Here is a 17,911-nt window from a genome sequence, read left to right as displayed (position 1 = left end):
GAACATGTATCTATTCAGCAGCCGTTTTAAAAAGCAATGCTGGTGGGCTTTGACAGCCCACTCAGTACCAGGATTTTACAAAGATCTCAGGAAAGCCAGTACTGCCTCGCGATCCGCTTTGGACAGATCCTGGAAGCGTTGACGTGCTTTATCCGCTTCGCCACCATGCCACATAATCGCTTCAGTCAGGTTACGGGCACGACCGTCATGCAGGTAGCCGACCTTGCTGCTATTGCCCATGACCTTGTCGGTATAACCGATACCCCACAGCGGTGAAGTACGCCACATGTTGCCCTGTGCCTGACCTTCAACCAGCTTGTCGGCCAGACCTGCGCCCATGTCATGCAGCAGCAAATCGGTATAAGGGCGTATGGTCTGGTTGCGCAACTCTGCAAACAGATGGCCAGAGCCTGTCTTCATCTCTGCCGTGTGGCAAGACGCACAGCGCATACCCTGGAACAGCTTGGCACCGGCACTTACCTGTTGCGCGTCGACACGGTGCTCATCCAGCGGTGCTACACCTTTGGGGAAGCCACTGGGGATACTGCGTTGCGCAGGCACACCCACCAGCGCCAGATAGCGCGAGATCGATTGCAGATCGGCTTCCGATATACCCAGCTGACGTGGCGCTGCTGCGCAACCGGCAGGGTCAGTCGTGCAACTGCGGTTAGGATAAGGTGCAGAAGTCACCCCCATATCCGCCAACAGTGCAGCCGCTGTCTGGTGACGCAGGGTTGCCTTGGATGCCTTCCAGCCAAAACGACCCAGGCGCACCGTGCCTGTTTCAGGTTCAAACACAAAGTTGGCCACACCCTTGACACCATCTGCATCTGGTGCGGTGCGTGCACGGGCCAGGATGTCTGCTTCCGGTATTGCTTCGAGCAAGCCCATGCCTATCATCGGCTGAGCAGCGCGCAAGGAATAGATTGCCGGTACTGCACCTTCGAAAGCCAGTGTTGGCTTGCGCAATTCAACCACCGTGCCATCTGACAGCTTGCCTGAAGTGGTTTCAAATCCGGCCACGTTGACATTGGTGCCCCAGTTTTGTGGCACGCCAGACGTCGAAAATGCATTCATCTGTACCACGCTGCCATACTGCGGATGTGGCAACTGCTGCCCTGCTGCATTCAACGCTGCTACCCGTACCGACATGCTGTCCAGACGCTGGTTGGTTGCGGTTGGAGCCACACTGCGACCATTGTTGACGTGACAGGCAATACAGGCGGACTGGTTGAAACGCGGCCCCTGCAAGCCAACAGCCTGCTGGTAACGATCATTGCCCGGTTCGTTATGATCACCAGTGGTGAAGTTGGTATGCACCAAACGACGGCCTTCAACAAAGCGCTGGATGTTTTGCATACCCGCATTGTTGTGCGGTTGCTGGAACATGAACAGACCATTGTCTGAATAGTTGTAAGACACCGAACCCTGACCACCAGACAAGGTCTCTTCCGGCAAAGGCACAGAATTCAGACGTGGTTGCACGCCATACCATGGTTTCAATCCGGAACCCACCACATAAATCCATTCGGCTGAGTAATAGCGCACACCACCGCTATCCCCTTTGGCAGCCATGCCGTCCGGCGTCGAGAACATCGACGGCGACACTTCAATCACATCACCGACAACCAGTGGGCGGGCCGGAATATTTTTGCCATTGGGGAAGCCATTTGCATCCAGATCGTCATGCCCTGGATAATCCTTGACGCGCAAGGTACAGGCACCGTTGACACCATCAGCGCTCGCCAGTTTGCCATTGGCCGGATAAGGAACCGGCTTGCAGATGGCGACATTGCGGTCGACCAGTTCACCCGGATTCATCCAGCCATAACCCGTCACACCTACGCGGTCAAAGCCACGGAAGAAAGCGACACCGCCAGGTAAAAAGTCCACGGTATTGTATTGATTGACGGTTAGCGTTGGCTTGGTCACACCTGCTACGCGACTATTGTCGAGTATCTCAAAACCCCAGGTGCGGTTCTTGAAGTATTGGGCAACAAAGGTCAGGTAATTGCCTGGCCCCTTATCAACCGGCAGCCCTGTTGCGGCATCGACGGTTTCGTTCGGGCCATAACCAATTTCATTCCATTCTTCGCCACGTTCACGACCATGACGGGCCAGGCCACGAGCACCAAAGCGCGTCACCAGTGTGCCGTCAGGCAGTGTGAACTGCAGTGTTTCTAGCGGTTCGGCAACAGCAGGCAAGGCTGCCCACGCACTGCCACTGGCCGGAAATTTCAGTGCTGATGTAGTCGCGTCAGCTATAGTGTTGTCACTGCCTGGCGACTTGAATTCAACTTCAAACAGCGAATACCCGTATTGTGTAGCACGGGCCACACCTTGCAGGCGTATATAGCGGGCATTGGCACCAAGATTAAAGAACTCTTCCGTGCCGCCCTTGCCGCCGCTGACGTAGCGCAATTGTGACCAGGTCTGGCCATCATCCGACACACGCAATGCATATTCTTTGCCATAGGCGTTTTCCCAGACCAGCTTCATATAGCCTACTGGTGTCTTGGTACCAAAATCAAACTGTATCCACGCACCGTCTTCAGACGTACTGCCCCAGCGCGTATTCATTTTTCCATCAATCGCCATGGCGGCCGACATGGCCTGGTTTTCTACTGCGGAAGAGCTTGCTGCCACAGGTTTGACCGCCACACCAGGCTTGCTCAGATCGACCTGGCCAGGCTGACTTGGCTGGCTGGGCTGTGTTGGTTGCGTAGGATCAGTGCCCGGTTGTGACACCACTGGCGTACCAGAAAAAGCCTGGATTTCAAAAATCGAATACCCGTACTGCGTCGAGCGTTTGATGCCCTTCATGCGCAGGTAACGACCCTTGCCGTTCAGATCGGTCAGGTCTTCAATACCGCCCTGGCTGTTATCTACCGTCTTGATCGTGGTCCAGTCTGCATTATTGTCCGACACCTGCAACAGGTATTGCAAGGCATGGGCATTTTCCCACTGTATGCGTACGCGGGTGATGGTTTCTGTTTTGCCGAAATCCAGTGTCAGATACTGGTCATCGGTAAAACCACTACCCCAGCGCGTGTTGTCGTTATGATCGATTGCCGCAGCAGCAGACAGGTCGCCACGTTCCATGGAACTGGCAGTAGCACTGACAGGTGTCAGCACGGTTTCTGCAGCAGGTGTTGCTTGCGGGGGCGCCGCCATGGGCGTATTGCCGGCAGCATTCTGGGCGGCAGAATCAGCACTGCTGGAACCACCGCAGCCTGCCAGTTGCAGACAGAGTAGAGATGACGCCAGACAGACGGTCGTCATGCGGGCAGATAGTTTTTTCACGTAAGAACTCCTGGTTATACGTTAGTCATTTTTGATGGAGCTTGTGTGCGACATCTTTTGAAATTCATGGCGCATGCTTTTGGATGCGCACGAATAATGAACTGCCTGTAATGCGATGAATTCAAAAAAAGAAAATGGCCTAACAGTGGGTGTCTTTGTTTGTCGAAGCGCCACAATATCCAGTCCCCATGCGGCTTGCAAGCCAGCCAGAGCAGATATGCAACACGCCGGGAGCACAATCAATTCTCCCTGAAATGAAGCATGGTTCATCTCAAATTTTGTCAGTGAACTGACAGATTTGGTCAGTTCCAACATCCTTCAATCACCACACTGAATAAAAGATAGCGATGCGAAATGCAGAATTTTTCATTTCGCTGACGTCATTATTCAATGACACATATCCCACGCGTGCAATAAGACACCGCCCCATTTTTATTCAAAGAGGAAGCTTGAAATGAAATTGAATTTCGGACGTAAATTCATTTGCAATCATGGCAACGATGAAGGAAATCAGCACTTCATATTGCCTGCAAATAAAATAGAGAGGAAAGAGATCGTGTATTACCGCGCATCCAAATACGACGATAGGAGTACAGCGCTAATACCACTAACAATAGCCAGCAAATCTGGTGACAAAAAATGGCCGCAAGATATCAATATAAACCCTGAATCTGACAAAATTTTGTACAAAAACGAAAGTGGTATTACCGCTCCGGTCATTTATGACAAACTTGTAAGACACAAATTGATTTTTCTGTTACAGAAAACTTACAAAGTATCGCATTCCAACGCGGTCAAACAGCCTTTAAAAACACCTGTACAAGCTCTCCCAGAATTACTGGTGAGCGTTGATACGCTCACCAAATTCCATTTCAAAACAGTTTAGCGCCTGTCGTCAGTGTTTATCAGCAGGTACACCAGCTTTATGACATAGGCATCATCAGAAAACAGTTTTCTGCTGCTGATGGCAAATCGAATGGCGCTATGGAGAGTCATAGCCCATTAGCTTAGCTGGATGTAGTCGCTTTGCTTCGCGCCACATGTAATTTCTTGTAGCTGTCGATCAGGCGCTGGTGTCTGTCCAGGCCTTCCAGTTTCATGCTGGTTGGTGTCAAGCCATAGAAGCGTACGCTGCCGTCGACTGATCCCAATACCGCATCCATGCGCGCATCACCAAACATGCGACGGAAGTTAGCCAGGTAATCATCTAGTTCCAGATCGTCATCCAGCGTGACTTCCAACACCACATTCAGGGCTTGATAGAACAAACCGCGATCAACCGTGTTGTCGTTGTACTGCAAAAAGGTTTCGACCAGCTCTTTTGCTTCTTCAAATTGCTGCAAGGCGAGGTTGATCAACAGCTTCAATTCCACAACGGTGAGCTGGCCCCAGATCGTGTTCTCGTCAAATTCGATGCCTATCAGGGTGGCGATGTCGCTGTACTCGTCCAGCTCATTATTCTCCAGACGATCAAGCAGATCCTCCAGTTGCTCGTCATCCAGCGTATGCAGATTCAGGATATCCGCGCGGAACAGCAGGGCCTTGTTGGTGTTATCCCAGATCAGGTCTTCCACCGGATACACTTCAGAATATCCCGGCACCAGAATACGGCAAGCGGTAGCGCCCAGGTGGTCGTACACCGCCATGTAAACTTCTTTGCCTATTTCCTTGAGTATGCCGAACAAGGTCGCGGCTTCATCGGCGTTAGAGCTGGCTTTGTCACCTTTGCCCTGCGCAGAAAAATCCCAATCAACAAATTCATAATCCGCCTTGGCACTAAAGAAGCGCCACGACACCACACCGCTTGAATCAATGAAGTGCTCAACAAAATTGTTTGGCTCAGTCACCGCATTGCTGACAAAGGTAGGCTGCGGCAAATCATTAAGGCCTTCAAAACTGCGGCCTTGCAGCAATTCTGTCAGGCTACGTTCCAGCGCCACCTCCAGGCTGGGGTGTGCGCCGAAAGAAGCAAACACACCACCAGTGCGCGGATTCATCAGAGTCACGCACATGACAGGATATTGACCACCCAGCGATGCATCCTTCACCAGCACCGGGAAGCCCTGCTCTTCCAGCCCCTGTATGCCCGCCAGAATGCCAGGATATTTCGCCAGCACTTCTTGTGGCACATCCGGCAAGGTCATCTCACCTTCGAGGATTTCGCGTTTGACGGCACGTTCAAAAATTTCAGACAGACATTGCACCTGCGCTTCGGCCAGTGTATTACCGGCACTCATGCCATTGCTGGCGAACAGATTTTCGATCAGGTTGGATGGAAAATACACGACCTCGCCATCTGACTGACGCACATAAGGCAACGAACAGATACCGCGCTCTGTATTGCCAGAATTGGTATCCACCAAATGCGCGCCACGCAGCTCGCCATCGGGGTTATAAATCTCCAGACTATACTCATCCAGTATGTCCTTCGGCAGCGCATCTTTTTTGCCGGGCTTGAACCAGCGCTCTTCCGGATAATGCACAAAGGCCGCGTTGGCGATGTCTTCACCCCAGAACGAACCCGCATAAAAATGGTTGCAGCTCAGGCGCTCGATATACTCACCCAGGGCCGACGCCAGCGCGCTTTCTTTTGTCGCGCCCTTGCCATTGGTAAAACACATGGGCGAATGCGCATCACGGATATGCAGCGACCACACATTAGGAATAATATTGCGCCACGACGCAATCTCAATCTTGATACCCAGCCCCGCCAGCAAGCCAGACATATTCGCAATGGTCTGTTCCAGCGGCAAATCCTTGCCCAGGATATAGGTAGCCGCATCCGCAGTAGGATTCAAGGTCAGCAAAGCCTGCGCATCCGCATCCAGGTTCTCGACCTCTTCAATCACAAACTCCGGCCCCGCCTGCACCACTTTCTTGACCGTGCAACGGTCGATGGAACGCAAGATACCTTCACGGTCTTTGGCAGAAATATCCGCAGGCAACTCCACCTGTATCTTGAAAATCTGCGCGTAACGGTTTTCAGGATCAACAATATTATTCTGCGACAGCCGTATATTTTCAGTAGGTATATTGCGCGTATTGCAATAAAGCTTCACAAAATAAGCCGCACACAAGGCGGACGAAGCCAAAAAGTAATCAAAAGGACCAGGCGCAGAACCATCCCCCTTATAACGGATAGGCTGATCAGCCACCACCGTAAAATCATCGAACTTGGCTTCAAGACGAAGCTTATCGAGAAAGTTAACCTTAATTTCCATGGGGGAGTTCCAAAAGAGAGTTCAAAATCGTGTAGGCGGTATTATCCGTCTTTTTTGGAAAGAGCAAAAATGTGAGTTGGTTAGGTCAGTTGATTTTTTCTGAAACTCACTTAAATAATGCGACTTGTTTCTTCGTAACAGGTCAATGCCTTACCTTAAAATGAAGCATGATAAATTAAGTAACCTAAACGTATTTTTGTTATCAAGTAAATCTTTAATTTTAACAAAGACCTATCTAATAACATGAAGAAGTATGTACAAAAACTTTGCACATCTGTTATCTGAAACATAGCTCCGAGATTGAATCAATCAATAGTGAAACCAACCTACAATGGTTCTCATTTGAACGAACTACTTTCAACAGAAAGTTTGATAAAACTTCTTTAAACTAACGTAGCTCAATTTTAATATTTTTAAGTCTTTGATCATCAGGTGCAAGACTGGGGGAAACAAATAAACCGCGCTTACAAGCTTTTGTCATCAGAATTACTCTAAGTAATTTGCGAAGCTGTTTATTTGTTTGAAGGTCATCAGCACTAACCATAACATCAGCATGAAAAGGATCATCACTCGAATGGGCAGTATCATAGATTCGAATGCGACCAGCTCGCTGAACGGCATCAAGTTGTGACTCTCGTAATTCACTTGCCAAAAAAAGCACTGATCCAACGTATAGCCAATCCGGATTTGCACTCCGCCCATCCTCACCCGAGCGACGACGACGTGCACGCTCTTCATAACGAGCATGTACCACACTTTTTGATTTATCCCAATCGTCATCAATTCGTTGAGTAGATGCGCCAATAGTAAAAGCGTCTTGAAACAGACTGTCATTTAGTCCTGAAGCCGGGTCTTCTCTTAACGGGAAATCGATGCTTCGAGCAAGCATTTCTTCATCTTTAACCGGCCCAGGAGAGCATGAAGATATCTTATGTCCTTGACATGCACCATCGGGATCATTTTGAATAAAATATTGAACCCTTGTCGGGCCTTGGACATCTGCACTCAAAAGTAAATCGCACATTATTTACTTGTTTATTAAATTTAGGAATCACTTTCTTCTAGTTCAGCATGCAACGACTGGGGAAAGGTTCCGGCAGATTTCCAAATACCAGACCAATATTTTTCACCATCCGTTCCAGCCCAAGGGTACTCACCATCGGCATCAAAATCTATGCTCACATATTTTTGCCCTGTCCTCCAATATGCACCTATAGTGCCATCGTCCAAAAGCATTGCATTAGGTGCATCTATACCAATCAATATTAGATTTGCTATCGCCAATACTGCGCTATCAACCTGACTATCCGATGGCCCAACAGAATTTGCGCTTCTCCAACCACTTGCACAAGCTCTGTATTTTTCGATTGTTGTAAAAAATTTTCGATATTTTTCTAACACTTGAATGTCTAAATTATTCACACTGGGTGGTGTCGAGACATATTGGTGTTTGCTATTTGTTTCCACAAAATGCCGAAACTTATCTCGAATCTGCTTCCTAAAAAAAAATACAAGATCTGATCTGTAATCTATTTTCGATTCTGCGGCAGGTACTTCGACATCTAGAGATGTGATATAAGAAATTTGCCTAAACTGATTAGTATTCACTTTTCCTCCGTCAAGTCAAAACCAATACGTTCTAGCATCTGATCAGTAAGAAGGGCGCGTAAAGCGTTCTTATTTTGAAGATGCAAAAAATCCAATACTTGCGATAAATCCTGAAGTTCAATAGGATGTGATTCCTTGCCATCATGGGTTAAAGAAAAAACACGATGCTGACCAATTATCCGAGCCATGTAATCTGGGGACTGATCCAATAACTCCAATTTTACGTTATTTAAGATTCGTCTTTTCTTAGGACTGATAGAAAACCAACCCTGATGCACATGCCATATAGAAGGCATATCAAAAAGATGTTCAGGAACCCAACTGGATTTCCTCCGAAATAAAGTTGATAGTACTTCGGGACTGACCTTATCAGCTATTTTGAATGCATCATGATATTGCAATCCAACGGCTTGAATTTGCGTACCTTTATTTAGGATAGCTGATACAAATGGCTCCAATAAATCAATTGTCTTTGGCTTAACAGTCGCCCACCTTTCGTAATCCATGCAATTACATGAAATATAGTCAGGTCGAACTGAAATTGACCACAAAACGGTACCATTGGTATCAAATCGCCTAATATCAAAACCGCCAGAACGATTTTCGGGTATAAAACCAGTATGTACATCCGTCATCTGAAGCACAAATGACCGCACATGTGAAAACGACGGCAAGAATTCAACAATAAATTCTGAATTTTTATAGACTGCCAAAAGATGCTCGAGATCCGCATCTGACAAAGGTATTATCCATTCGACACCAATAGCCATAGTCTCAATTGCGTGTGAGCCGCCAATGGGTGTGATCTTTAATGAGTTCACAATACCTCTAAATAATTTATACTATTAATAGGCACGCAATTAACAATAACACAATATTAAAATTGATGCAATGCCTTTTATTTACTTATTTACAATAAATTGATGTGGCATAACCATTGTAATTTCGCCATATCACTAAACTCACGTGTAAGTCACTTCGTTTTATTATGGTATGTCGGACTGATTTTTGATGCAAATTAATTTAAATTCGCAGCTAGTTTCTTATGCAGTATAGCGCTACCAGCTTAAAAGTTAGTTTCCTTTAACTTTCTTTGCTCAGAGAGCTTTAATTTTTTCGCTGATTCCCAGCCCCCACCTACTTCACCGTCACACTCTTAGCTAAACTCCGCTATCCATATCAATCCCCCTTGCCAGCGCAGTTTGGTAAGCCAACAATTACAGCGACACCACGTGCAATATCGGTGACCGGTGACCGTTGGCCGTAATACTCTGGTAGGCGGCTGACGTGTGCGCCTTCGCTGGAGGTGATGCAGGAGTCGGCGTCAGCGAAGACATAGAATTCGCCACCGTGAGCGTGGATTTCCTGCATGTGGGACTTGAGTTTTTCTATCAGAGTGCCGTTGGGGATGGCTGTCACCATAGGCATTTCCTTGGTGACCAGGGCTAGGGGTCTTGAATTCACTGTCCCGAAGCAAGCATTTCATAATGCCAGCCAAATGTACGCCAACACTCCGACCTCAAGGCTCTATCAATCCCAAATACCCTAAGCTCCAGATCACAGTTGCAAGCTTTGCCAAGACGTGCAGCTCGGCGATGGCGTCTTCTTTTGAAGGAAGCTCAAGCACAGTGAATCCGCCATTGAATTAAGGTGTCCACGGGTAACCGCCCTCAGCGACTGCGCCATTGCACCGATACCAGCATATGGGGCACTGCTTCATCAATGCCGCCGGCGAACATGTAGACAAATTATTTTCCGAACATACCGACAAGGGCGGTCACAACAAGCAACTTCAGAGCGCGCTAATATCAACTATTTGCGTTGAAATTCATTGCGTCGTTTCACTGTCTGCAATCCGCCGAAAGCCATTCTATGACCAAAGCAAAGCAATTGTTGCCTCCCCTGTAAGAAGCCAATGCAATAATGCCTCCTTGGCTGATTCAACACTAACCGTGTTAGCGAGTGGTATATCGAATACAGAACCGTCGTCATCTAGGAAGCTGACGTCGCTCGTTTGAATAGCAGATATGTCTCGATATGACGCAAAGTGTTCTCTATGCTCGTTAAGCCTTACCAGAGCACGTCCTTCAGAGCGCCACACGAGAAATTCCCCCCAACATGCATTGCCACGAATATCCGCAATAACAATAAACGAGGTTTCATCGTCAAGCTCCAGAGCCACTTTTGTCGCTTCAACTGCGCTGGAAAACGAGAACTCCTGCTTTATGTGCACCGGCTGGAATCGGATAATTTCAACTTCGTACATAAGTTAAATGGTTTTTAAGTACATTTGACTGACGGCTTATGGCTAACAGCAGCCTGTCGGCGGTCAAGCACTTTACATTACTGGTGCAACTCTACCAGTTCGCGTAGCTTAGGGAGTAAGCGATTCAGCCAACTTTATTTTCGCTAGTGATAATGGCATTCATCATACATTATTCAACCGTGACGCTTTTGGCAAGATTTCTCGGTTTATCCACATCCGTCCCCCGTGCCAATGCCGTGTGATACGCCAGCAATTGCAGTGGCACTACGTGCAATATTGGTGACAACTGCCCGTAGTGTTCTGGCAGACGTATAACGTGTACGCCTTCGCTGGAGGTGATGCGGGAGTCGGCGTCGGCGAAGACGTAGAGTTCACCGCCGCGGGCGCGGACTTCCTGCATGTTGGATTTGAGTTTTTCTATCAGGGTATCGTTGGGGGCGACGGTCACCACCGGCATTTCCTTGGTGACCAGGGCCAGGGGGCCGTGCTTGAGTTCACCTGCCGGGTAAGCTTCGGCGTGGATGTAGGAAATCTCTTTGAGTTTTAATGCGCCTTCGAGGGCGATGGGGTAGTGCAGGCCGCGGCCGAGGAAGAGTGCGTTTTCTTTACGGGCGAATTCTTCTGCCCAGGAAATGATTTGTGGTTCCAGCGCCAGCACGGCGCTGATGGCGACGGGCAGGTGGCGCAGGGCGCGTATGTGTTCTGCTTCGTCAGTTTCGCTGAGGCGGCCTTTGCTTTGTGCGAGTGACAGCGCCAGCAGGAAGAGTGCTGCCAGTTGTGTGGTGAAAGCCTTTGTCGATGCGACACCTACTTCTACACCGGCATGGGTGATGTATGACAAGGCGCATTCGCGCACCATGGCGCTGGTGGCGACGTTGCAGACGGTCAGGGTGTGCAGCATGCCCAGACTGCGTGCATGTTTCAACGCGGCCAGGGTGTCTGCCGTCTCGCCACTTTGCGATATCGTGACGACCAGTGAATTGGGGTTGGGCACGCTTTCGCGGTAGCGGTATTCGCTGGCGATTTCTACATTGACTGGGATTTTGGCGATTGCTTCTATCCAGTATTTGGCCGTCAGGCCGGCGTAATAGCTGGTGCCGCAGGCGAGTATCAAGACCGAGTCTATCTGCTTGAAAACTTTGTAGGCACCGTCACCAAACAGTTCGGGCATGATGCTGATGACACCTTCCAGCGTGTCGGCAATGGCGCGTGGCTGCTCGAAGATTTCTTTTTGCATGTAGTGACGGTAAGGGCCCAGCTCTGCTGCGCCGCTATGGGCGTGTACGGTTTTTACTTCGCGCTGGACGGATTTGCCTTCACTATCGACTATCCATACTTTTTGCAATTGCAGGTCTACCACGTCGCCTTCTTCGAGATAGATGATTTGGTCGGTGGTGCCAGCGAGCGCCATGGCGTCGGATGCGAGAAAATTTTCGCCCTGGCCGACGCCAACGATCAATGGGGACCCCTGGCGTGCGCCAACGACGCGGTGTGGTTCGTCGCGGCAAAATACGGCGATGGCAAATGCGCCTGTCAAACGCTTGATGGCGATTTGCACGGTGTCGAACAAATCACCGCTATACAGGTGGTCTATCAGGTGGGCGATGACTTCGGTGTCGGTCTGGCTTTCAAATACATAACCAGCCTGTGTTAGTTCTGCGCGCAGTTCTTCATGGTTTTCTATGATGCCGTTGTGCACGAGGGCAATGCGGTCACGTGAAAAATGCGGGTGGGCATTCGATGAAGATGGTGCGCCATGGGTGGCCCAGCGGGTGTGGGCGATGCCGGTGAAACCGGCGAGGCCGGACTGGTCTATCTGTGCCTGCAAATCGGCCACGCGGGACGTGCTGCGTGAGCGTTGCAGGTGGCCATCTACATGCAGGGCGACGCCGCAAGAGTCATAGCCACGGTATTCAAGCCGTTTCAAGCCTTCGAGCAAGACGGGGGTGATATTGCGTTGAGCAACTGCGCCGACGATACCGCACATGGTGACCTCTGATAAAAGAATTGATATGTGTTCATGCTAAAGCAGATGGCATGATGTTTTCTTTCAAAATTTAATCATTATTGAAATTTAAAGAACATCAATTTCTTATTTGAACTATTATTTCATTTATCGGTATTTTAAGAAATAATTAGTCACATGTTTATCATCGATGAGCTGGATAAGCGTATCTTGCAACAATTGCAAAAGGATGCATCCCTGACCAATCATGAACTGGCCTTGCGGGTGCATGCGTCACCGCCAACCTGTCTGCGTCGCGTCAAGCGGCTGACTGACGAGGGCATTATTGCCCGCCAGGTGGCGATACTGGATACTGCCAGGCTGGGAGCAGGTCTGACGGCGATTGTGGAAATCACGCTTGATCATCAGGCGACAGAAAAACTGCTGGAGTTTGAACAACTGGTGGCGCAGGAAATCGCCGTGCAACAATGCTACCGGATATCGCCCGGGCCAGATTTTGTACTGGTGATACAAGTAGCGGATATGGCTGCTTACCATGCACTGGCGCACCGCCTGTTTGCCACACATGCCAATGTGCGTAATGTGCGCAGTTTCTTTTCTATCTTGCGTAGCAAGTTTGAAACCGGCATTGCCCTGTAAGACCTTATCAGCGCGGGCGTATGCTTTCTTTCAAGACGTTGGCGGGGTAATAACGCAAGAAGCCTTTCCAGACTGTGCCGGATTTGGCAACTTGTTCCAGCAAGTCTTTCAATGCGGCCCTGTCTTCATTGTTTAATGATTTTTTTGAAATATAGGCGCCGCTATCACCCCAGGGTAATTCGGGGATAGGTTCAAAGCGCAGCTTGTCGAGCATGTCCTGCACGCGCGCATCGTCCATCATGGCACCGGCAAGTATTGAAGGTGCCATGATGGTGATATCGGCAATACCAGCCTTTAGCAGGCGGGCAACGGATAGCGGATCAGCATCAAAGAACAGGCGGCCCTGCTTGTTTAGTTCCCTGATCAGGTCCTGGTAGGCCGGGCCATAGTCAAAACCGCGCACCAGTGTCACTTTCAGGTCTTTTTTATCCAGCAGATCTTGTGCTGACGTAATGATGGGGCGGTTGCTGTCCACAGAAATGAGGGTGGCCCTGTTATAGATCATGGGAATGAAAATGCCATGTTCATCACGTTTTGGGGTTCTGCTGGCAGGGATGAGCAGGTCGGCCCGCCCGGTTTCAAACATCAATTCCATTCTTGCCCTGGGTACGGCGGTCAAGGTGAATTTGCAAGCCTCATTCAGGTTACGTAATATGTCCGGGTAAATGCCATCAATCTGTTCGCCATTGATCATGACGCTACGCCCTGTGGCTGCCACCGGTACAGTGATCAGGCGTGAACAGGCCGCCAGGGCCTGTAGGCCCACGGCACTGAAGCTACAGAACAACAAGATGCGCAGTAGCGCCGTATTCCTGTCAAAACCCATTGGTATGTTGCCCACTTATTTCATCTGCAGTGCATATCAAAAAACAGCCATCCGTCATGGCTGCCGTCTAGCGAGGACGGTTCCCTTCTTTCAATACCTCTGGCTTGTAATAGCGTAAAAACCCTTTCCACACCATGCCTGAACGCGCTGCACGTTCCATCATATCCTGCAAGGCATTGCGGTCTTCCTGGGTCAGCGATTTTTTGGACAGGTAGACACCGCTATCGCCCCAGGGCAATTCGGGGATGGCTTCAAAGCGTAATTTTTCGGATAAATCATCGACCCTGGCATCGGCCTGCACGGCACCGGCAAAAATGTATGGGGCCATGATGGTTATATCGGCCACACCGGCCTTCAACACCCGTGCTACGGAAACGGCATCGGTTTCCAGGATCAGTCTGCCCTGACGGCCAAGCTCAGCCGAAATGGCCTGATAGGCTTCGCCGTAGTCATAGCCACGTACCAGCGCCACTTTCAGGTTCTTTTGGTCCAGCAGTTCTTGCTGGCTGTGTATGACCGTGCGCGCTGACTGTATCGATATCAGGGTGGCACGCGTATAGATCAGGGGCACGAAAATGCCATGCTCATCACGACGGTTGGTGCGAATGGCGGGAAAGAGGATATCTGCCTGGCCGTTTTCAAACTGCAGTTCCAGCCTGGCCCTGGGTACGGCAGAAAAATGAAACTGACAGGTTTCCCTGGAAGCAAGACCTTTAAAAATATCGGGATAAATGCCGGTGATGCTGTCGCCGCTAACTATGACGCTATGCCCCTGCGCGGCAACGGGGGCATTGATGACACGCGAACAGGCAGCGTGCACCTGCACTGCCATACTGCTCAACAGCAGGCAAAGAAAGCCACCGAATAAGCGCATGCCATGCCATTTTGTCAGGAAATTCATCACAGCCCGCCTGAAACAAGGAGTTTGTCTACAATAGACCAGAACGCCGTTTTTCGCAAAGAAACATTTCACTCAAGAAAATTTAACAAAATTAATCTTTGTCGCATAAACTGGCCAGCCTGCTTTCCGATCGTATTTCTATCTTGCCATAAGCCAGCCTGATCAAGGCATTCTGGCTGAAAAACTGTAATTCTTTCGACAGGGTCTGGCGCGTTATACCCAGCATCATCGCCAGCGATTCCTGCGTGACCTTGACCAGGGCATTCTCGCCCTGCTGACGGTTGGCGACATCTGCCAGCAATAACAGGCGACGTGCCACCCTGGCCCTGACCGATCGCAAGCCGCCATCTTCCACGATACCGTATAACAGGCGTATGCGTCGTGCCAGCATTTGTGCAATGGCTGTGGCAAAGACTGTTCTTTGCATGAGGACGGTAAAGATAGCCGGTGGCAAGACCAGCAACTCGACTTCATCCAGTGCGGTTGCATCATGGGTACGTGGTTCGCCATCGATCAATGAAATTTCACCAAACCAGGTAGCGGCATCCAGAATGATGAGTATGGCTTCGCGCCCGCCTGCGCTCAGCGTCGACATCTTGATACTGCCGCTGATGACAGCATAAAAACCGCTGGGCATATCCCCCTGGCGAAACAGCATTTCACCAGGCCGCAAGCGCAAATGCTCGCCTGCGGCTACCATAGCCTTGCGATCCCGCGCAGGCAGGGCAGCAAACCAGGGATCACCCAGCAGGATGTGCATGGTACTGTCGTCAGGGGTCATGGTTAGCATAGGTATCAAATTAAAATCAGGACAGAATTATGTAAATGTCCAATTGTAAAATATTTGACAGTTTAAGATAAGAACAGCGTTGTAAGGTATGCCGACAAGCATTTACTGAGGAGACAGTCACATGCAACATCATGCCCAATTTGTCCGCATGGAGGACAGCAGCAAAGAAGACTGGCAAGTCATCGGTGGCGAATTCATGCAATTTGCGCAAAACCTGCCAGATCGCGTCATCAAGCATTTGCGTCTGCTGGAAGGTGATTACGGCGGTTTCCCGGTAGACCGGTTCACCCATTCATTACAAACAGCCACCCGTGCCTTGCGCGATGGCCGTGATGATGAATATGTATGCTGCGCGCTGCTGCATGATATTGGCGATACCCTGGGTTCTTTCAACCATCCGGATATTGCGGCAGCCATCCTGAAGCCCTTTGTCACTGAAGACAATCTGTGGATGGTGCAAAACCATGGCATCTTCCAGGGACATTATTTCTTCCACCACATCGGCATGGACAGGGATATGCGCGAGCAATTCCGTCAGCATCCCCACTTTGAACGCACGGCAGAATTTTGCGCTTTGTACGATAACCCTTCATTTGATGCGCACGCAGAAACTTTTCCACTGGTGGAATTTGAACCGATGCTGAAACAGTTATTCAGCAGGCCACGTAACACGATCTACAAAACCGCCATCAGCGAACCCGTCAGCAAATAAGCAAAGCAAGTTGACCAAAAAAACAACACTGGAGATAGCATGAACATAGCCTCAATCAAGGATCAGGTCAGCGCAGAAGAATGGCAATTGCGCGTCGATCTGGCCGCCTGTTACCGCCTGGTCGCCGCCTACGGCTGGAGCGATCTGGTATTCACCCATATCAGTGCCCGTATCCCCGGCCCTGAACATCATTTCCTGATCAACCCGTATGGCCTGATGTTTGATGAAATCACGGCATCCTCTCTGGTGAAGGTGGATCAGCAGTGCAATAAGGTGATTGATTCACCTTTTCCGGTGAACCCGGCAGGCTTTGTGATCCACAGCGCCGTGCATGCCGCACGTGAAGATGTGCAATGCGTATTGCATACGCATACCCGCGCCGGGGTGGCTGTCAGCGCACAAAAATGCGGGGTGCTGCCGCTGTCGCAGCAATCGACTTTTGTGCTGGCATCGCTGGCTTATCATGATTATGAGGGCGTTGCTTTCAGGGAAGATGAAAAACCGCGCTTGCAAGCTGACATGGGACAGGCTAACTTTCTGATGTTGCGCAATCATGGCTTGTTGACAGTGGGCAAATCGATCGCCGATGCCTTCCTGTCGATGTACACCTTCGAAGCTACCTGCCAGATACAACTGGCAGCGCAGGCTGGGGGTGAACTGGTTCACGTCAATCCCTTGATCGTCAAAGGGGTGTCTGAAGCCATGCGTGTGCAGACGGGTGGATTGGGTGGCGCGTTTGTATGGCCATCCCTGATACGCAAACTGGATCGCATGGATGAAAGTTATAAAACATGAATGGAAAACACAAGGTCGTCATCATCACCGGCAGTTCTGATGGTATAGGTGCAGAAATGGCGCGTCAGTTGGCGCGTACCCATGGCGCCAGGCTGGCACTGGTGCTGGCCGCACGGAATGAGGATGCCTTGAAAAAAGTGGCTGCCGAATGCAAGGCATTCGGTGCCGTATCGCTGGTGGTGAAAACCGATGTCGGCATGGAATCGAATTGCCGCCAGTTGATTGAAGCTGCCGTCGAACAGTTTGGCAGCATAGACGTGCTGATCAACAATGCCGGTAAATCTGCACAGGCGCTGTTTGAAGAGGTAGATAACCTGGGCTGGTACCAGGAACTGATGCGTATCAATTTCTGGGGCAGTATCTGGTGCACGCATGCGGCACTGCCTTACCTGAAAAAATCCCGTGGTTCCATCGTTGCCGTTTCTTCGCTGGCTGGCCTGATCGGTGTACCAGGCCGCACGGCGTACAGTTCCAGCAAATTTGCCATGGTCGGTTTTTTTGAAAGCCTGCGTGCAGAACTAAGAGGTTCGGGCGTCAGGGTCACGCTGGCTTACCCTGGCGTAGTTGCCACCCAGATCCGCTATCACGGTTATAACGCCGCAGGCGAAGCTGCTGGCAGCAGTGGTCTGAAAGAAGACGACGCCATGTCGATAGAAGAATGCGCCGCCCTGATCATACGCGGCTATGAACGCGGCGACCGCGAAGTGGTCATGACCTTCAAGGGCAAACTGGGACGCTGGCTGAAACTGATTGCACCAGGCCTGGTTGAAAAAATGGCGATGGCGGCCCTGAAGAAAGAAGTCAGGCCGCATTAGGGTCATGAACAAACAATTTCAGAAGCAAAAATGGCCTGAGCTGCAATCGCAACTCAGGCCATTCAGTTT

General features: G+C 50.0%; 15 protein-coding genes and 1 pseudogene. 5 read left to right on the top strand and 11 right to left on the bottom strand.

Translation table 11 applies throughout. The features are described from left to right. Positions 1–75 precede the first annotated feature (75 nt). Entirely contained in the window at positions 76–3,174 is a 3,099-nt protein-coding gene (locus H8L32_RS05560; RefSeq protein WP_230412084.1) for a di-heme oxidoredictase family protein, read from the bottom strand. A 583-nt stretch (positions 3,175–3,757) separates the two neighbouring features. Here H8L32_RS05560 and H8L32_RS05555 point away from each other — a divergent pair. Next, complete coding sequence (locus H8L32_RS05555; protein ID WP_186946160.1) at positions 3,758–4,189, top strand: hypothetical protein; 432 nt, start codon at positions 3,758–3,760, stop codon at positions 4,187–4,189. A 121-nt stretch (positions 4,190–4,310) separates the two neighbouring features. Here the strand turns inward: H8L32_RS05555 and H8L32_RS05550 are convergent, their stop codons facing one another. The 7 genes and pseudogenes from H8L32_RS05550 to glmS all read right to left on the bottom strand — a co-directional run bounded on the left by H8L32_RS05550 (position 4,311) and on the right by glmS (position 12,385). After that, positions 4,311–6,524: an OsmC domain/YcaO domain-containing protein gene (locus tag H8L32_RS05550; RefSeq protein ID WP_186946159.1), complete on the bottom strand. Its 2,214-nt coding sequence runs from the start codon at positions 6,522–6,524 to the stop codon at positions 4,311–4,313. Positions 6,525–6,912: 388 nt separating this feature from the next. Further along, complete coding sequence (locus tag H8L32_RS05545; protein WP_186946158.1) at positions 6,913–7,548, bottom strand: hypothetical protein; 636 nt, start codon at positions 7,546–7,548, stop codon at positions 6,913–6,915. A gap of 20 nt (positions 7,549–7,568) precedes the next feature. Further along, positions 7,569–8,132 (bottom strand): hypothetical protein, encoded by a 564-nt coding sequence (locus tag H8L32_RS05540; protein ID WP_186946157.1) that lies wholly within the window; start codon positions 8,130–8,132, stop codon positions 7,569–7,571. Then, entirely contained in the window at positions 8,129–8,953 is an 825-nt protein-coding gene (locus tag H8L32_RS05535; RefSeq protein ID WP_186946156.1) for a TIGR04255 family protein, read from the bottom strand. Before H8L32_RS05535 ends, H8L32_RS05540 begins: the two co-directional genes overlap by 4 nt. A gap of 316 nt (positions 8,954–9,269) precedes the next feature. Beyond that, positions 9,270–9,602 (bottom strand): annotated as a pseudogene (locus H8L32_RS05530) (glutamine--fructose-6-phosphate transaminase (isomerizing)); the annotation flags it as partial. Between the two features lie 400 nt (positions 9,603–10,002). Further along, a complete protein-coding gene (locus H8L32_RS05525; protein ID WP_186946155.1) occupies positions 10,003–10,398 on the bottom strand; it encodes a hypothetical protein in 396 nt (131 codons plus the stop codon). 169 nt (positions 10,399–10,567) lie between these two features. Further along, positions 10,568–12,385, bottom strand: a complete 1,818-nt coding sequence (glmS, locus tag H8L32_RS05520; RefSeq protein ID WP_186946154.1) for a glutamine--fructose-6-phosphate transaminase (isomerizing) — start codon at positions 12,383–12,385, stop codon at positions 10,568–10,570. A gap of 156 nt (positions 12,386–12,541) precedes the next feature. Here glmS and H8L32_RS05515 point away from each other — a divergent pair, with 156 nt between their 5' ends. Beyond that, positions 12,542–13,003: an Lrp/AsnC family transcriptional regulator gene (locus tag H8L32_RS05515; protein WP_186946153.1), complete on the top strand. Its 462-nt coding sequence runs from the start codon at positions 12,542–12,544 to the stop codon at positions 13,001–13,003. 7 nt (positions 13,004–13,010) lie between these two features. Here the strand turns inward: H8L32_RS05515 and H8L32_RS05510 are convergent, their stop codons facing one another. The 3 genes from H8L32_RS05510 to H8L32_RS05500 all read right to left on the bottom strand — a co-directional run bounded on the left by H8L32_RS05510 (position 13,011) and on the right by H8L32_RS05500 (position 15,520). Continuing rightward, positions 13,011–13,844 (bottom strand): substrate-binding periplasmic protein, encoded by an 834-nt coding sequence (locus H8L32_RS05510; RefSeq protein ID WP_329605155.1) that lies wholly within the window; start codon positions 13,842–13,844, stop codon positions 13,011–13,013. 52 nt (positions 13,845–13,896) lie between these two features. Then, positions 13,897–14,730 (bottom strand): substrate-binding periplasmic protein, encoded by an 834-nt coding sequence (locus H8L32_RS05505; RefSeq protein ID WP_230412064.1) that lies wholly within the window; start codon positions 14,728–14,730, stop codon positions 13,897–13,899. Between the two features lie 91 nt (positions 14,731–14,821). Next, entirely contained in the window at positions 14,822–15,520 is a 699-nt protein-coding gene (locus tag H8L32_RS05500; protein ID WP_230412063.1) for a Crp/Fnr family transcriptional regulator, read from the bottom strand. A 121-nt stretch (positions 15,521–15,641) separates the two neighbouring features. Between H8L32_RS05500 and H8L32_RS05495 the strand changes: the two genes are divergently transcribed. From H8L32_RS05495 to H8L32_RS05485, 3 genes are read left to right on the top strand one after another with little or no spacing between them, the layout of a single operon-like run. After that, on the top strand, positions 15,642–16,232 hold the full coding sequence (locus tag H8L32_RS05495; RefSeq protein ID WP_186946152.1) for an HD domain-containing protein: 591 nt from the start codon (positions 15,642–15,644) through the stop codon (positions 16,230–16,232). Between the two features lie 39 nt (positions 16,233–16,271). After that, the gene (locus tag H8L32_RS05490; protein WP_186946151.1) at positions 16,272–17,027 is read left to right on the top strand and encodes a class II aldolase/adducin family protein; all 756 of its coding nucleotides are present in this window, start codon (positions 16,272–16,274) and stop codon (positions 17,025–17,027) included. Then, on the top strand, positions 17,024–17,842 hold the full coding sequence (locus tag H8L32_RS05485; protein WP_186946150.1) for an SDR family oxidoreductase: 819 nt from the start codon (positions 17,024–17,026) through the stop codon (positions 17,840–17,842). Before H8L32_RS05490 ends, H8L32_RS05485 begins: the two co-directional genes overlap by 4 nt. Positions 17,843–17,911: the final 69 nt, after the last annotated feature.

The sequence above is a fragment of the Undibacterium hunanense genome (genome assembly GCF_014284335.1).
Classification (GTDB): Bacteria; Pseudomonadota; Gammaproteobacteria; order Burkholderiales; family Burkholderiaceae_D; genus Undibacterium; species Undibacterium hunanense.
This window is presented reverse-complemented; position numbering and strand designations above follow the sequence as displayed.

Excerpts from the sequence above, each read along its gene's own strand:
- H8L32_RS05550 (WP_186946159.1), bottom strand. The coding sequence starts at position 6,524 with ATGGAAATTAAGGTTAACTTTCTCGATAAGCTTCGTCTTGAAGCCAAG.
- H8L32_RS05495 (WP_186946152.1), top strand. The coding sequence starts at position 15,642 with ATGCAACATCATGCCCAATTTGTCCGCATGGAGGACAGCAGCAAAGAA.
- H8L32_RS05560 (WP_230412084.1), bottom strand. The coding sequence starts at position 3,174 with ATGGCGGCGCCCCCGCAAGCAACACCTGCTGCAGAAACCGTGCTGACA.
- H8L32_RS05545 (WP_186946158.1), bottom strand. The coding sequence starts at position 7,548 with ATGTGCGATTTACTTTTGAGTGCAGATGTCCAAGGCCCGACAAGGGTT.
- H8L32_RS05485 (WP_186946150.1), top strand. The coding sequence starts at position 17,024 with ATGAATGGAAAACACAAGGTCGTCATCATCACCGGCAGTTCTGATGGT.
- H8L32_RS05515 (WP_186946153.1), top strand. The coding sequence starts at position 12,542 with ATGTTTATCATCGATGAGCTGGATAAGCGTATCTTGCAACAATTGCAA.
- H8L32_RS05505 (WP_230412064.1), bottom strand. The coding sequence starts at position 14,730 with ATGAATTTCCTGACAAAATGGCATGGCATGCGCTTATTCGGTGGCTTT.
- H8L32_RS05525 (WP_186946155.1), bottom strand. The coding sequence starts at position 10,398 with ATGTACGAAGTTGAAATTATCCGATTCCAGCCGGTGCACATAAAGCAG.
- H8L32_RS05500 (WP_230412063.1), bottom strand. The coding sequence starts at position 15,520 with ATGCTAACCATGACCCCTGACGACAGTACCATGCACATCCTGCTGGGT.
- H8L32_RS05490 (WP_186946151.1), top strand. The coding sequence starts at position 16,272 with ATGAACATAGCCTCAATCAAGGATCAGGTCAGCGCAGAAGAATGGCAA.
- glmS (WP_186946154.1), bottom strand. The coding sequence starts at position 12,385 with ATGTGCGGTATCGTCGGCGCAGTTGCTCAACGCAATATCACCCCCGTC.
- H8L32_RS05555 (WP_186946160.1), top strand. The coding sequence starts at position 3,758 with ATGAAATTGAATTTCGGACGTAAATTCATTTGCAATCATGGCAACGAT.